The 15,389-nt window shown below is 52.3% G+C and carries 12 protein-coding genes; 2 read left to right on the top strand and 10 right to left on the bottom strand.

Features of this window, described 5'->3' with window-relative positions; translation table 11 throughout:
* Positions 1–44: 44 nt before the first annotated feature.
* On the bottom strand, positions 45–461 hold the full coding sequence (locus ACO0K9_RS09345) for an organic hydroperoxide resistance protein (RefSeq protein WP_422984106.1): 417 nt from the start codon (positions 459–461) through the stop codon (positions 45–47).
* Between the two features lie 128 nt (positions 462–589).
* On the bottom strand, positions 590–1,678 hold the full coding sequence (locus tag ACO0K9_RS09350) for an alpha/beta fold hydrolase (RefSeq protein ID WP_422984108.1): 1,089 nt from the start codon (positions 1,676–1,678) through the stop codon (positions 590–592).
* A gap of 179 nt (positions 1,679–1,857) precedes the next feature.
* On the opposite strand from ACO0K9_RS09350, the gene ACO0K9_RS09355 reads away from it, so the two are divergent.
* Entirely contained in the window at positions 1,858–2,343 is a 486-nt protein-coding gene (locus ACO0K9_RS09355; protein WP_422984110.1) for a MarR family winged helix-turn-helix transcriptional regulator, read from the top strand.
* 99 nt (positions 2,344–2,442) lie between these two features.
* Here ACO0K9_RS09355 and ACO0K9_RS09360 read toward each other — a convergent pair whose 3' ends face one another.
* Complete coding sequence (locus ACO0K9_RS09360; RefSeq protein ID WP_422984112.1) at positions 2,443–3,258, bottom strand: MBL fold metallo-hydrolase; 816 nt, start codon at positions 3,256–3,258, stop codon at positions 2,443–2,445.
* Between the two features lie 54 nt (positions 3,259–3,312).
* Entirely contained in the window at positions 3,313–4,215 is a 903-nt protein-coding gene (locus ACO0K9_RS09365; RefSeq protein WP_422984114.1) for a DMT family transporter, read from the bottom strand.
* Between the two features lie 139 nt (positions 4,216–4,354).
* Between ACO0K9_RS09365 and ACO0K9_RS09370 the strand changes: the two genes are divergently transcribed.
* A complete protein-coding gene (locus ACO0K9_RS09370) occupies positions 4,355–5,791 on the top strand; it encodes a PLP-dependent aminotransferase family protein (protein WP_422984116.1) in 1,437 nt (478 codons plus the stop codon).
* A gap of 65 nt (positions 5,792–5,856) precedes the next feature.
* Here ACO0K9_RS09370 and ACO0K9_RS09375 read toward each other — a convergent pair whose 3' ends face one another.
* The 6 genes from ACO0K9_RS09375 to ACO0K9_RS09400 form a co-directional block, all read right to left on the bottom strand.
* Positions 5,857–8,028: a LamG-like jellyroll fold domain-containing protein gene (locus ACO0K9_RS09375; RefSeq protein ID WP_422984373.1), complete on the bottom strand. Its 2,172-nt coding sequence runs from the start codon at positions 8,026–8,028 to the stop codon at positions 5,857–5,859.
* Between the two features lie 326 nt (positions 8,029–8,354).
* The gene (locus tag ACO0K9_RS09380; RefSeq protein ID WP_422984118.1) at positions 8,355–10,001 is read right to left on the bottom strand and encodes a glycoside hydrolase family 28 protein; all 1,647 of its coding nucleotides are present in this window, start codon (positions 9,999–10,001) and stop codon (positions 8,355–8,357) included.
* A gap of 375 nt (positions 10,002–10,376) precedes the next feature.
* Entirely contained in the window at positions 10,377–11,357 is a 981-nt protein-coding gene (locus ACO0K9_RS09385; protein WP_422984120.1) for a hypothetical protein, read from the bottom strand.
* A gap of 124 nt (positions 11,358–11,481) precedes the next feature.
* On the bottom strand, positions 11,482–12,531 hold the full coding sequence (locus ACO0K9_RS09390; RefSeq protein ID WP_422984122.1) for a pectinesterase family protein: 1,050 nt from the start codon (positions 12,529–12,531) through the stop codon (positions 11,482–11,484).
* A 127-nt stretch (positions 12,532–12,658) separates the two neighbouring features.
* Positions 12,659–13,912 carry a glycosyl hydrolase family 28 protein gene (locus tag ACO0K9_RS09395; RefSeq protein WP_422984124.1) on the bottom strand — a complete coding sequence of 418 codons (1,254 nt, stop codon included), beginning with the start codon at positions 13,910–13,912 and terminating at the stop codon, positions 12,659–12,661.
* A 445-nt stretch (positions 13,913–14,357) separates the two neighbouring features.
* On the bottom strand, positions 14,358–15,389 hold the full coding sequence (locus tag ACO0K9_RS09400) for a LysR family transcriptional regulator (protein ID WP_422984126.1): 1,032 nt from the start codon (positions 15,387–15,389) through the stop codon (positions 14,358–14,360).

Genomic DNA, 15,389 nt, shown 5'->3' on the forward strand with positions numbered 1-15,389 from the left:
TTGCAGCCGATCTGCGCTGCGTGCGGGATTTGTTTTTCGTTGCATCAGGCCAGGGTGACGCTCACTTCGATGTTGCCGCGACTCATCTTCGAGTAAGGGCAGATCTGATGTGCGGCAGCTATCAGGTCTTGCCCCACATCGCGTGGCAGGCCGGGTAGGCTCACCTTGAGGCGCGCCTGTAACAGGAAGCCGCCGTTTCCTGTACCGAGATCGACTTCGGCATCAACGGCAGTGCCCGCAGGCAGGGACAAATTTTTGTCCTTGGCTGCCCGTCCCATGGCACCGATGAAGCAGGCCGACCAGCCAGCGGCAAAAAGTTGTTCCGGGTTGGTGCCTGTGCCAGGGCTGCCAGGAGGCGACAATGTGATGTCAAGACGGCCATCGTCGCTTTGCGCGACACCCTCGCGGCCGCCGGTGGTGTGGGTTTTACCGGTATAGAGTACTGTTTCGATCTGGTTCATGCTGTTTCCTTTAAGGTAATCGGTGATCGCTGATTGAAGAATGTAAAAGTGCAATGGCGTTCTGCTGAAAAACCAATGAACGGTAATGTGAAGGGGCGCGCACAGACGGATTCCCGCTCAAGTCGTCATCAAAGATGGCCGACTTCGATCACGGCATCGGCGAAGGCGCGCGGCGCTTCTTGCGGCAAGTTGTGGCCGATACCACCAGTGATGAGCTCATGTTTGTACTTGCCGGTGAACCGCTTGGCGTAGGTGGCTGGGTCGGGGTGTGGCGCACCGTTGGCATCACCTTCCATGGTGATGGTCGGCACGGTAATGGAGGGGAACTTTGCCAATTGTGCTTCCAGTGCTTCGTATTTCGCTTCGCCATTTGCCAGGCCGAGACGCCAGCGATAGTTATGGACGGTGATGGCGACATGGTCCGGATTTTCCAGTGCCACGGCACTGCGGTCGAAAGTGGCATCGTCGAAGTGCCATTGCGGCGATGCAGTTTGCCAGATCAGTTTGGCGAAATCGTGGCGGTTCTTTTCATAGCCAACACGTCCGCGCTCGGTAGCGAAGTAAAACTGATACCACCATTGCAGTTCGGCTTTTGGCGGCAAGGCTTGCTTGCCGGCTTCCTGGCTACCGATCAGATAGCCACTGACTGAAACCAGACCTTTGACACGCTGCGGCCACAGCGCAGCAACGATACCGGCTGTGCGGGCACCCCAGTCATAACCGGCAAGGATTGCCTTGTCTATCTTCAGCGCATCCATCAGTGCCACGACATCCGAAGCCAGCGCCGCAGGTTCGCCATTGCGCGGGGCATTGGCGTCAAGGAAGCGTGTCGTACCGTAGCCGCGCAGGTGCGGCACGATCACGCGATAGCCAAACTTGGTCAGCATGGGGACGACATCGACGAAACTGTTGATGTCATACGGCCAGCCGTGCAGCAGGATGACGACCGGGCCGTCGGCCGGGCCTTCTTCAACATAACCAACGTTGAGGTCACCAGCGTTAATCTGCCTGACGGACGTAAAGGACGTAAAGCTGGTCATCCCCTGGCTTGCTGTTGCTGTCAGGCCCGGTGCAGTGCTTGTGGATTGTGCCTGGGCTGCACCTGACATGGCGAATTGCGCACCAGTAAGGACAAGGGCCTGGGCAAGCGCGGTGGTGACAAGGACGAGGCGGCGCTTGTCATAGATGTTGCCGATGTGGTTGATGTATTGGTGCATTTGCTTTCTCCGGTGATGATGGTGTGGTTTTCAGATGCTTGTTGCAATTGATATAGGTTGGTTTGTGTTAATAAATTAATTATCGTGATAATAAATATGACGATAAATATATACAGGTTCGCGACTGTTTTCAAGTACGATAATCATTATTTCGATAAATACTTTCACGGAGATGTGTAATGAGCAATAAATCCAATGCCAACAAGGACGTGGCCAGGCTCGGCGACTTTATGTGTTTTGCCATCTATTCGACCAACCTCGCTTACTCGCGCGTCTATAAACCCGTGCTGGAACAGTTGGGACTCACTTACCCGCAATACGTCACCATCATTTGTCTTTGGGAAGAGGACAACCAGACCGTCAAAGGCTTGAGCGAGAAGCTGTTTCTGGAACCGAGCACGATGACGCCCATGTTGAAACGTCTGGAAACGATGGGCTATGTGCGCCGTGAGCGTGACAGCGAGGACGAGCGCAGCGTGCGCGTGTCACTCACTGATACGGGGCGGGAACTGAGGGAAAAGGCATTCGCCTTCCGCGAGGTAACAGCCAGGGCATCCGGTCTGGCACCGGACGAATTCCACGTATTGCAGAAGGCTATCGTCAACTTGCGCGCCAACCTGGTGAACGCTTCCGACGAGGATGTTGCCGCAAGGAGCAAGCGCTAAGGCTCATTCTCGTACCCAAGTTGTTTGCATGTTTATCGGTGCGCTTGTCAGTGGGCTGGCGAAGCAAAGTTCGCCAGTCATGCTGACATTAAATTGACATCAAATAGTATCAACCGATACCGCCTGCAAATAGCGCGTGAAAGAAGCATCGGTGGCGGCACGAGCGCCTCCGATGATGTTGCGTTTCCAGGTGAAGCCGAAAATATCTTCGTATTGATAAGCTTCCAACCGCGCGCGCATGGCCAGTACATCGCACAGCTTCATGGGGATGTAATTGGGGTAGCTGTACATAAAAGAAACATGGCGTCGATCAGAGGCAACTTGCATGGCGTCTCCCGGGAAAAGGGCTCCGCCTGCGTGGGGCCTATTCTTCCAGTGCAATGCCGTGCTACCCGGGAAATGACCACCACACCTGATGAGCGTGACGTTAGGGGAGAGTGTTTTCTCGTCGCCTTCCCAGAACTGAATGTGCGAAGAAGATCTTAATACCCAAGCCTTGTCCGCTGCATGAAGCAGTATGGGCACGCCACCCAGGGCCTCACTCAACTCTACCATCGCCGCGTAAAAATGCGGGTGCGATATCACGATTTTGTCTACGCCCCCACGTGCTTTTAGTGCTGCAACTGCCTTGTCGGTAACTAGACTGAGACTTTCCCAGAGGATGTTGCCGGCGTCAGTCGGCAATAACAGCATTCTTTGGGGGATGGCAAAGCCTGACGAAAAACCTATCGCCAACAGGCCCTCTTCTTCCTCTATCCGAAGATCATATTTAATGCGCAGTGCTTCGTGCGTAGTCCAGATCTGACCATCCCAGCCTACATATTGACGCTCATCTTCGCAGATCACGCAATGTGCCGGAGCAAGGGAAGTCTCCGCATGTTGCGTCCCACAGGTATTGCAGATATACATAGGCATGGTAGTTCCAATCCGTCGATGTGGTTAAAGTTTAGTTGAAGTTGCAGTTGAAATTTAAATGGCAGAGGTACGTGAGCTGTATCTGATCAGGCCAGTTGTCAATGCTGTTCCCAAGACGATCAGGCTGCTGCCTGCAGCCATCTTCAAAGTAAAAATTTCATCTAAAAAAAGCAGTCCCCACAACACACCGAACGCGGGTACCAGGAAAGGTACAGTCATCGTACTGGATGCACCTACTGCAGCGATCAGGCGAAAGAACAGCACATAAGCCAATGCAGTGCAGATCACGGTCAATGCCAGTAAGGCCACCCAGGCATGTACCGATGGCATTGCAACAGGTCGCCATATGAATGCCGGTACGGCAAGCACCAACGCTGAGATCAACTGACTGCCAGTAGCGACAGCTAACGGTGGTACATCGGCCAGATATTGCCTGGTGTAGTGGGCGGAAAATGCATACAAGACAGTGGCTGCCATGCAGGCGGCTATAGCCCAGCAGGTGGCGAAGGTATTGGCACCATCTTTGAAACTTGCATTATCCCAGGCCAACCACAGCACACCGGCGAACCCCAATGCCAGGCCGGTGGCCCGCTTCGCGCTGATATCTTCCCGTAACCACAGCAGGCCAATAATCGCTGCATACAGAGGCGTGGCTGCATTGAAAATCGCGGACAGGCTCGCATTGATGCTCAATGCGGCAAATCCAAACAAAACGAAAGGCAAGGCAGAATTTGTAATGCCAACTAGTGCAATGGGTTTCCAATGGTGGCGCAAGGCATGCAAGCCACCATCCTGACGCGCTGCCAATAAAGGAAGCAGCAACAGCGTTGCCCCAGCTGCCCTGGCACCCGCCATCGTCAAAGCACCAAATTCACCTGCACCTATACGCATGAACAAATAAGATGCCCCCCACAAAGCCGCTAATGTGAATAGGCAAGTAATATCTCTATTCTTCATTTTTTTCTCCGGATGTCTTGATATGTGTCCATGATAGGTATGACTCAGGTCAGAAAAAAGATGCAAGAATGACTTAAATGTATGTACCATTGACGTGACCATACCTGGCATACCCCTGGCTGAGAGCAGAAAGAGTTTCATGGAAACAGATCTCGATATTCGTATTGATCGCGGCACCAGAGTGTCGTTGACCAAACAGATCAGCTCTGCCATCAGTACAGCCATTCGTGCAGGCCGGCTGTCACCAGGGGCGCGACTACCTTCATGGTATGACCTGGCCGTTCAACTAGGCGTTTCACGCGGAACGGTGCGGATGGCCTATGATATTTTGTGCGATCAGCAACTGATTACCGCTCATGGTGCAGCGGGTACTCACGTCGCATCGCACACTTTAGCGACAGTGCACAACGGGAACCACAGCGGGGATCAAAATGGGGATCAAAACGCAGAACGTATCCGGGACAAGCCATTGGAAGAGGTTTTTCCCGGTTGGCCTGTCAAGCCCGGCGTATTCCAGGTGGGAGTACCAGCCCAAGATGTGTTCCCATTCAAAACCTGGTCCCGCATCATGGGGCGTGCAGCACGCACGGCTGCTGCCAGGCAGTTAGGCTATCCAGACCCTCGTGGAGAACTGGAATTACGTTCAGAGATTTCTGCTTACCTGGCTATTGCCCGCGGTATTGACTGTACACCTGCGCAGGTCTTTATCACTAGCGGTTTTGCTGGAGCCTTAGGAGTGGCACTGCGTGCGTTGCAGATGGAAGGCAAGTGTGCGTGGATGGAAGAGCCAGGGTTTTCAACGACCCGCGAGACATTGGTACAATCAGGTGTTACACCGATACCGGTGGCAGTTGATGCGGAAGGACTGGACGTGACATCGGCCTGGACGACGGCACCGCAAGCTAAACTGGCGATCGTCACGGCGGGTCAACAAGCCCCACTGGGTGTCACACTGTCGTTGCGGCGACGGCACGCCCTACTTGACTGGGCCGAACGGTCTGATTCCTGGATTATTGAAGATGATTATCTCGGCGAACTGCAACTCCAGGGCCGCGCCGCGCCAGCACTTGCCTCGCTTGATCGCAACGGCCGGGTGTTACACATCGGGACTTTTAGTAAGACGATCACTCCCAGTTTGCGTGTAGGCTTCATTGTGGTACCAAATGAGCAGGTAGCGCGAATGGAAAATGGTGTGACCACCTATGCATCGGCACCTGCGCCATCGGTACAGTTGGCGGTGGCGGAGTTTATGCACAGGGGTCATTATCTGCGCCATTTGCGTCGCATGAAACGTGTCTACGCTGATCGTCGCACTACGCTGGGCGTTTGTTTGGGCGAGCTGTCGATTCCCTACATAGAGGCCGGGCTAGCCGTGTTGATACGTCTCCCGGAAGGTGTGCGTGATACTGACATTGCGGTGCAAGCCCGTACGGTGGGTTTATCGCCATCAGCGCTGTCGTGGTGGTACGCGCAACCCAAGCCTGGCTATGATGGATTACTGTTGGGCGTGACCAATCTGCCTACGGAACAGATTGCCGGGTATTGCAAGCGCCTGACAGGACTCTGGTCGCAATGACAAAGGTCGATGCAGACAATACAGGCAGGACGCCCGGCGATATCACTTTATTCATGAGGCGCTTGCTAGATGGTTTGGTTGTTCATCAGTGCCAGCACCTGAGCCACATTGAGTGCACCGCGATAGATGCGGAAGTCGTCAATTTTTCCATTGAAGTAGGGTTGGGCGGTGTTTTGCGAGCGGCCTATCCAGTTCTGACTGGTACTTTGTAGCCGGAATGGTGCCTGGAACATGTCGGTATTACTGCCGACTACTGTGCCGTTTACATACAGCTTGCAGGTCCGGCCTGACAAGGTCACCGCGATATGTGTCCATGCACCCGTTGGCAGTGCAGCCGGGCTGTCAACAAACAACTCACCGTCGCGGCCATTGACGGTCATGGCGAAACGCGCGAGGCCGTTCGCGCCACGCGCTGTCAACATCATGTAGTGACCAGTGCCGGAGCCGAAGTCGAACACTCTGTCCCAGGTGCGGGCTGCATTCCAGTAAACCCAGGTACAAATGCTGAAATCACCGACATCTGTCATGATGTCTGGCGGCAGGCTGACGTAGCCGCTGCTGCCGTCCAGCGAGATGGCGTTGGATATCTTGCCAGCGACCCAGCCAGTTCCCCCGGTCAGTGTGCCGGTGTGACCGTTACCGCTGCTGTCGGCAGCCACGGCACCGCTGCTTTCATCGAAGCTGAGGCGAGTGTGCAGTCGCAGGCCAGTGATTGCGCTGACCACATTCGAAGCCGCGCTCTCGCCCTTGGATGTGCTTGCGGTCACGACGTAATACCATTCGCCATCCGCCAACCCGGTATCGGTGTAGCTGAGCAGATCAGTGATGCCGCTTGCGAGGGTGGTGTAGGGGCCTGCTGCGTTCGTGGCGCGTTTTACCGTGTAGCTGCTGGCGTTGGTCATACCCCACCATGACAGGATTACCTGGCCTGCACTGACGTAAGCGCTGAGGCCGGTCGGCCCGGCGCGGCTGGCCGTAGTATCGAGCGTGCAGGTGAGCGTGCCATAACCCAGTTGATCGAAGCCGCCGCTGTTGGGGCCGTAATTGCCGCCACCGCCTTCGGGCTGTACCAACTGCGTGAATTTTTGCGTGTACGGTGCTGCAAGCCCCATGCGGTTGACGTAGTGGTTGTAGACCAGCGCCCAACAAGGCCGCACCGTGCCTTGTCCCGCGGTCGACAGCACAGTCTGATTGACCTTGTCGACATTGGTGTAGGTCACGTAAGGTACGCTGTAATAATTGCTGCCAGATTCGATGAGATTGGCCTTGGCTACGTATTCGGCCCCCATCAAAAAGCGGTTGTTGTCATAGCCGTACAGGTCCACGCCCTGGTTCCAGGCCATTTCGCACAGCGAGCCCATCAGTGCAATACCCAGGGTATTGTGACCCTGGTCGCGCCCGGTTTCCTGCCACTGGCCCAGATAGCCAGGATGCACATAATAGATCGCCTGTGCTACAGCACCGTTGCCGGCACCGCTCTTGAAATAGGTGATGGCTTCATCAAATAGGGCACGCTCGTCACACAGCACGCCTATCGCCAGCACCGATGCCATATTGCACAGATCCCAATTCGACCAATAGTGGGTAATCTCGGTATTCAGATGGCCTTCCAGGAAGCCATGGTTCATCGGGTAGAAAATGTTGCGCATCATGCTCTGGAAGCGAGCGAAATCGGCCGCGGCCCACCCGCTATAACTGCGCATGATTTCGCCGGCGTTGGCGAACTCGTAGCCATAGATGCCGGCCGCCAGGTTCATGTCGGAAGTACCGCTGATGCCGGTCAGCGTGGATGACCATGCGTTCATGATCTGCACTGCCTTATCGGCGTAGGCGCTGTTGCCTGAAATCTTCCAGCGTAGCGCACAGGCATAGGCTGCAGCGATGTCATTAAACAGCCGCGAATAATTTTCAGGATTGCTACCATCTGCACCGCGATAAACCACAGGCACGGCTGCCGGTGTGTAGTTCAGGCTGGCGTGCGAATTGGCGATCAGCAGGTCCCAACTGGACTTCCAGGGTTCGGTATTGAACTTCACGGCCATACGCTCGAAATCCGTTTGCGTGTGCAGCAGGCCAGGGTGGGCGAAGCCGTTGGTGGTTGCGCCAGTTTTGTTCGTTGATGGTATTTGTGCGGATTCCAGCTGTTGCTTGGCACTGCCGCCGCAAGCAGTCAGTGCCAGTGCACCCAGGCCATACAGGAAGCTGCGCCGGGTGATGGTCGCAGTCAATGTATCCATTTCTTGTTTTACGGATAAATGCTGATCTTCGCTGTGTGATCCGGCATGCTTGCTGTTTGATAGGGCCATTCGTATTTCCGCGTTTTGTTTGAATAACAGTCTGTACAAAGAATTTCTGGCTGAGCAGGCGCATCGTTAAAGCCCGTCAGTTTTCGGATTACTATACACGATGAATGAGCAATCACTGACAGGCGCGTTGGATGAATTGTCTAATGCCTTAAGCAGTCATTCGACGCATGTTCAACCCGCATTGAAAATTCAATAATTTTCTGAGCTGCGGGTCCAGACAGCTTTGCCGAAGGGAAGTGATGTATGCAACGCCGCCATCAAATAGGCGAATCAGCCAGAACAGAGTTGAACGGTACAAACGCCGCACTGCAGTCTAGTGGTGTGGAGGAACCAGAACTGCCACTGACTGTGACATCGTTGATACTGGACGAAATAATGGAGGATGCGAAACTGACCTGCCCCGGGCCAAAAGTAAAATGCGTCGCTGCCGGCAAGACACTGGGTCCGCCGTTATGGCCTGCATCAAAGCCTGGCTGCTTGCCGTCAAATACGACATTATCCAGCGTGATGCCTATAGGATTTTTTTGAGCATTGGCGTTGTAACCTGCGAAAGTCATCGTTCCGCCAGCATATTTCGCACTACCCAGGTTATGGAAGTCACGTATGGTGATATTGGTAAAAGCGGGATACTTGGTGCCAGCATTGACGTCCCTGTAAAAAGAATCAAAAACGAGAGGCTGCCGGACGTTCCGCATACAAATCTGGCTATACGTCACGTCTGTGACCAGGCCGCCACGTGATGAATCCGATTTTATGCGCAGGCCGATACTCACCGAGCTGTCATTGCCATCGATGGTCAGATCGTTTACCAGCATATTGTTCAGGCCTGAATCGGTTTCACTACCAATTGACATGCCGTGACCATAGTAAAAATGATTGTGCAGGAAAGCCAGGTTTGTCGATGGGGATGTGGTGTGGGATTTGACGGCGACATTGTCATCCCCAACGCTGATGTAAGAATAGGCAAGTAAAACCTTACTCGATTGGCCCGGGTCAAAACCATCTGTGTTCTTGACGGTATCAGGTGTAAAGCAGGTCGCTGGCGTTATTTTGTCTGGAGTAGAGTTAGCCGGGCATGCGTAACGCGGCTTGGTGTAGACCGCACTTGGAGATAAAATTTTAATACCCCAAGCCGTTACACCAGCAACATTGCTGGTCGATATGTGAAAATTCGGTGAATTCATCACGGCGACTCTATACAGCGTAAAGTTACTGCTGTTGTTGACCCTGATGATCATGGGATTTTGCTGCGACAAGGTGTCAGACTTGTTTTGATAGGCGACATCCCACCAGGAGCGGTATTTTGCATTTGGGCCAGTGGTAAGCAAACTACCACCACGACCATCAATGGCGCCATCGCCAACAATTCCGCTGCCGTTAGTGCTGTCTGCAAGAATAAACGGATTGCAAGAGCGCAAATCGGTAGGTATGGCCGTTCCGCAAGTACCTGGGCCATTATCGTAATCGGCCGGATTGCGTGAGGCGAACAATGTCACTCCCTGGTCTATCCAAAGGGTGACACCAGAATTCAATTTTAAAGGAGCACTCAGAAAGCCTACTTGCCCTGCTGCACCCTTGCTTAATCTGATTGCCTGGCCCGCAGGGCAAGTGTTGATGGCATTTTGGATACGTAAGGTGTCAGGTTGAGAGTTGGACGGGGATTCATCCACACTATCGATTGACCCATTGATTGGCGTTAACGTAGCTGTCAGGCTGGCACAGACCGACGTCGGCAAAGATGGTTGATTCACTACACCCCAGGACGTTGTCAGGCTGGCACCTGCTATGGCATTGCCTGTCCCCGATGTTGCACCACTGCTTCCAGAGGTGGGAGTCGATGTTGTAGTGGTCGCACCTCCATCGCTATACGCCTGACCGCCACCACCACACCCGTTCAAAACCAAAACACAAGCCAATACACCTAAGACGTGACATTTCTTGATGAATGCATTGTGAGACAAATTCAGTGAGATTTTGGAGGGAACGCAGATAAGTGCTATCGCAGGGTGATCCATTATGGCCGGCTTTCGTTTTATCATTCTAGTGGACTGTAACAGTTGAAACAGAAGTGAAAGACGCTTGCCCGGCGATCAGGGCAAGGCAAGGTTAACACTTATGCACAGCGATAGTGAACTATCGCGAGCATTTGCAACACAGTCATGGTCGTCGCGCAAGCGGAAGGCACTCTGTTTCAACTGTTACAGTCCACTAGTGTAACGTTGATTTCATTGACATATCCTATCCCCTGGTTTGTCTTTTGCATTGCCTTCAAAATAGTCTCAATGCGATGGAAACATCAAATCGCGTGCGCGTTGCCGCTCTGCTTCAACAGGGAAAGATTTGATCAAGAGTTCTTGAGTTTGGATGACGCGTTCAGAAAAATTGAGTTGACGATTTTGATTGATCTGACCGGCAGCATCCAGGTAGCCTGTGAGACGGCTGGCCAATTGTGGCCCCGTATTTGCCCAGCTACTGAAGCTGCGAATCGCCTTGCCAAGCACCCACTGCATGTAGTGATCATGACGCAATTCGTCATTTTTGTTGGACCAGGTTGGTGGCCGAGGTATGGCTGGCTGCTCGTCAGTCGAGGGCGCGTTCGGGTTTTGCTCTTGTATTGAGTTATCTTTCAGTTGCGTTAATTCGTTCAATATCTGATCCAACTGTGCATCGTCATTTTGATACCATGCATGCACGACTGTCTCACCCAGAAAGCCCAGTCGCAGACGATCCCGCTGGTCGCGCCAGGTACTGATGCGTCGTACATCTTGCAAGTTGACGTCTTTGCCGGTGCCACCGAAATTATGCGCCGCAAGTAACTCATCATGCGCTTTCATGTAAGCCTGGTAGTGTTCGACAATCAGCATTGCTTCAGTATATGCAGGAGGTGGAAGTGCGCTTTTTAGGTGACTGCGCAATGCGCCTGCACGGTCTGCTGACATTTGCTCCAACAAGAAAAAATGGATGACTTCCAATAAACCGCTATTGACGACGAGTTGCTGATTTTCTGTTGTCAGCCCGTTGGGTAGCAAGCGGCTGTCGCTAGGCGAAAACGATGTATCTACGGTATTGGCTGGTGGTGTGGTCTGGCCAGGGCCGAATACCATGGTGGACAGGTTTGCCTTTGCACGTATCGGTGTGATTTCTTCGGGCTCTTCTTGCCAAAAATAGCGTATCAACAGCAGAATAATGACCAACATGATGGCGACAGGAACATGTCTGCCATAGTGGTGCTTTGGATGGGCTTTGAGTGAAATTGACATGCGAGTGTGTATAAATTGCCGATTTGATGGACCTGAGCTATGGAATGGATTCCGCATGCGGCATCCATTCCATGCCTTGGAAAAATTTTATACAAAAGCTTTATGCAAAATAATCGCTGTCAATTTAGAAGACAGACGTTGGAACCCAGGCGTCAGAGCCAGCCAGAAAATTGTTTGGCTGATACTGTGTGGTCTGGGAAGACGTTAGATAAACAGTATATTTCTCACGTTTTTTTGCAGTGAAGCCTGCGGCACCAGGTCCGGAAGAACCGTATTCTGCAAAATACGATGTGGGCAAATTGTTGGTGCTGCCTGGGGTAAATTCAATCATCCCTGCAGCATTGATGGGTGCCTGTATATTGGTGTTGATGAATATATTGGAAGCCAATGCACCCCACGGACGCCCCAGGTAAGCGGCGGTTAAACCTGTCTGCGGATTGCTGGAAATCGTGCTGTTATAAAAAACATAGCCACTAAGATAGTTCGTAAAGTGTCTGTTTTGTGCGGTAATAGTGACTTCTCCGCCCAGGCTTCCATGCTGGTCAGCAACGATAACGCAATTGTCGAATACGGCGGCTCCGTCACCAAAAATGAAATCGACGTTACCTTCGATAGTTACACCATAAAAATAGGAACGGGCTGGAGTACAGGTAGTGGAAGAGCAACCCAGGCTGCCAACATAAAGAGTATCTTGTCGTCCTATCAGATGTACATTGCGAAGCACGGATTTGTCAGACGCAAGAAACAGTGCAAGTGCCTGTGTTTCAGTGTGTCCATCCTGGGTGTACGTATTTTGAATGGTGATGTTGTTTGCAAAAAAACCTGCACCGGTCACGATGACTGTTGATGAGCCTTTATCGCCTACCGTTCCGCCGCTGCCATTGGATTTTTGTGCCCAATAGCTTTGGGTAATAATGGTGGAGGTAGCATGCGCACCCTGGCCTATCAGGCGGACATTGGGTTTGGTGATTGTCACCTGTTCGGTGTAGGTTCCAGCCGTTACATCAATCTCGCCACCATTTGATGGCAACGCCTCGACAGCGGCTTGAATGGTCGTGTAATGACCGGCGCCAGTGCCGCCAACCGTTACTTTCGTAATCGCATGGCTGGCAGCGCTGCTTAAAAACAAAGCGACTGTCAGCGCAATTTTCCATGCACTATTTTTATCTTTCATATTGTCTCCTTATGCCGGGACACGCTGATCATGTCCCGGCTATTGCAGCGATCTTAAGTCACTGCTTTATCGGTTATGGGGCGATTTCTTTGTTCACCCGCACGGATTGAGTTAAACGAGTACTAACTCAGAATGTGCAGCTAGGGACTGCGCCACTCATAGTAAAGCTACTGGTAGTAACGCCTGTGCCGGATGGGACATCATTCGAACTATTGAGACCGACATTGGCATACTGGTCACCACTTTGTGCAGTCGCGTCCAGATTGACGTGTGCCAGGTAGGCATTGACCGGAAAGCTGGCGTTGCGGCCATCTATCCGGGTATAGGCTCCTGATACGGACGAAGTTGCATAGGCACCGTTGACGACAATGTTTGACAAAGACGGTGTGCCGCCGGAGACTGGGCATGCATGATAGTTGGTATCCATGACGATCAGATGTTTTGCGCCAGTAATACAGGTATTGACATAACTAACCTTGCTGACTGTCAGACCACAGGGACCAGTTTTGACATTGATTGCGTTAGCGTTGGCAGATGTGGTTCCTGAAAGGTCGGCACCGTAGACATAGTTATTTTTGAACAGGATATTTGACACGGTATTTTTGTAAATACTGCCGATCGAAAGACCATGTGTGCCGTAAAGCTGGCTATTTCTTACGGTGATGTTTGTGGCATCTCCAGAATTGGTTTTGACTGCAATACCATCGTCACCAGCCTCAATCGAAGAGTTCGCTACCGTCGCGTTGGTGAGGCTGTCAATATCAATACCGTCAGCATTGGTGCGGGTAGAAGGCGTGCGTATTGTTACCTTCCATGCAGTGAAACCATTGCCACCTTCGACGTACAGATTCGGGAAAACTGATTCCTTGATGGTGACGTTGTAGACAGTAAAATTAGTGATGTTTTTTGCTTGCACCAGACGGGAACTGCCACTGAGAATATCGCCGCGACCATCAACGGTGCCAGGGCCCATCAAAGAAGCATTGGTGCCGTTGAACAGGATGAACTGTGCATTGCTTGCATAGCTATTATTCCCGTACAGCGTAACGCCAGAATTAATCACCAGGGCTGCGCCATTGACGTTCAAACTGTTGCTGTAGAAAGCATTATTTGAACCTGATGCAGCGAGTACCACGCTTTTTCCGGTACCTGCGCAACTGTCCAAGGCATTTTGCAAACGTGTTGTGTCGTCAGTGGATGGTGGGGATGCACGTTGCGAGCTGGTGAACTTGGCGGAAATCGTAGTGCAAACGCCAGGATAAGTCGGCTCGTTTACTGTGCGGCTGTCGCCAGTGGCCAGAGTTTGCGCCCCAGCAGATGCGGAAAATACGAGTAGTGTCGTGGTCAAGGCATAACAACGAAGTGCATTAATTGCAGTCATAAAAGTCCCCTATTAAAATGTTATGGTTTTGTAATTGTTTAAAAAAAACTAACATTGGTTGGGCCAAATTGAAATTGGTCCAGCCAATGTTAGTTCACGTTATAGGTATTTCTTTTCCCTTTGTCAAGGAAGAAAAGTGTTGTTTCTATCAGAAGTGATATCCAGCAGGCTGGGCTGCAGATGAAATATTTTTTTGACCGGGAGGCCGATGTTTTCATACCACGCTGCTTGTAAAGTTATGTAACAGGAATGGTAGTAGGGCAGGTCATGCCCATCAGTGTTTCCGTGACTTGTCCGCGAAGGACAGGGAAGTTTTGCTGGCGATTTCTGAAATCGCTCTGATGCTTAAAATTTATATGACACAGCCTGCCAGGCAGATTGTTTGCTCAATAGTCGTGCCTTAATCGCCGTACAGATGAAGAGCGACACCAAGACCGCAGTGATCTTAAAGCACGGTTTCAGCGATATTCTGTTGTTCCAGTACTGCGCGCAGGGTATTTCCTGCAGTGCGCTGATCGGGTTTGCCGGCGAAGGTACATTCAGTCAGGCCGTTCAACAGTTCCGCATCGCGTCCGCTAAACAATGGGCAGCGCGGGAACAGTTCTGCCACCCAGTCGACAAAGGCGCGCACCTTGGGTGACAAATGCCGGTTGGCCAGATAGACCACCGAGATAGGCATGGGTGCAGGCGTCCACTGCGGCAATACTTCACGCAGTGCACCTGATTGCAGATGCGGCATTAGCATGAAGCGCGGGGCCTGTATCAGGCCAAATCCCTTGATGGCGCAATCGATATAGGCTTCAGAATCATTCACAGAAATTTTGCCATTGACGGTGACATCGATGGTCTTGCCATCGACGATGAAATCCCAGTCCATATTCCGGCCAGTACGGCTGGAAAAATAATGCACTGCCTGATGGTGCTGCAAATCATCTATGGTCTGCGGTTCGCCATGGGTATCCAGATAATCGGGTGCAGCGCAGGTGATACTCTGGAAGGTGCCGATGCGCCTGGCCACCATGCTGGAATCTTGCAGCTCGCCGATCCGTATCACGCAATCAACTGCTTCCTGCACCATGTCTACCATGCGGTCGCCCATACCCATGACGAGTTTGATGTCGGGGTAGCGTGAATAAAATTCGCAGACTTGTGGCAACAGTATCAGTTTGCCTATCGAGGTAGGTACATCAATGCGCAACTGGCCTTTCGGCCCCCGCGCCACGTTCTGGAACGACGATTCGGTTTCATCCACATCAGCCAGGATACGCACACAGCGTTCATAGTAGGCAGCACCATCGGGCGTCAGGCTCAGGCGACGCGTGGTCCGGTTCAGCAAGCGCACCTGCAACAGACTCTCCAGGTTCTGGATGGTCGTGGTAACGGTCGTACGCGGCAAGCCCAGACTATCGGCAGCCCTGGTAAAGCTGTTTGAATCCACCACGCGGGTGAATACCTGCATTGCTTGAAAGCGGTCCAT

The sequence above is a fragment of the Undibacterium sp. Ji50W genome, assembly GCF_049340445.1.
Lineage (GTDB): Bacteria > Pseudomonadota > Gammaproteobacteria > Burkholderiales > Burkholderiaceae_D > Undibacterium.

What these genes read in the sequence shown, in the direction of transcription:
- ACO0K9_RS09345 (WP_422984106.1), bottom strand. Translation starts at nt 461, where the DNA reads ATGAACCAGATCGAAACAGTACTCTATACCGGTAAAACCCACACCACC.
- ACO0K9_RS09350 (WP_422984108.1), bottom strand. Translation starts at nt 1,678, where the DNA reads ATGCACCAATACATCAACCACATCGGCAACATCTATGACAAGCGCCGC.
- ACO0K9_RS09355 (WP_422984110.1), top strand. Translation starts at nt 1,858, where the DNA reads ATGAGCAATAAATCCAATGCCAACAAGGACGTGGCCAGGCTCGGCGAC.
- ACO0K9_RS09360 (WP_422984112.1), bottom strand. Translation starts at nt 3,258, where the DNA reads ATGCCTATGTATATCTGCAATACCTGTGGGACGCAACATGCGGAGACT.
- ACO0K9_RS09365 (WP_422984114.1), bottom strand. Translation starts at nt 4,215, where the DNA reads ATGAAGAATAGAGATATTACTTGCCTATTCACATTAGCGGCTTTGTGG.
- ACO0K9_RS09370 (WP_422984116.1), top strand. Translation starts at nt 4,355, where the DNA reads ATGGAAACAGATCTCGATATTCGTATTGATCGCGGCACCAGAGTGTCG.
- ACO0K9_RS09375 (WP_422984373.1), bottom strand. Translation starts at nt 8,028, where the DNA reads ATGGATACATTGACTGCGACCATCACCCGGCGCAGCTTCCTGTATGGC.
- ACO0K9_RS09385 (WP_422984120.1), bottom strand. Translation starts at nt 11,357, where the DNA reads ATGTCAATTTCACTCAAAGCCCATCCAAAGCACCACTATGGCAGACAT.
- ACO0K9_RS09390 (WP_422984122.1), bottom strand. Translation starts at nt 12,531, where the DNA reads ATGAAAGATAAAAATAGTGCATGGAAAATTGCGCTGACAGTCGCTTTG.
- ACO0K9_RS09395 (WP_422984124.1), bottom strand. Translation starts at nt 13,912, where the DNA reads ATGACTGCAATTAATGCACTTCGTTGTTATGCCTTGACCACGACACTA.
- ACO0K9_RS09400 (WP_422984126.1), bottom strand. Translation starts at nt 15,389, where the DNA reads ATGGACCGCTTTCAAGCAATGCAGGTATTCACCCGCGTGGTGGATTCA.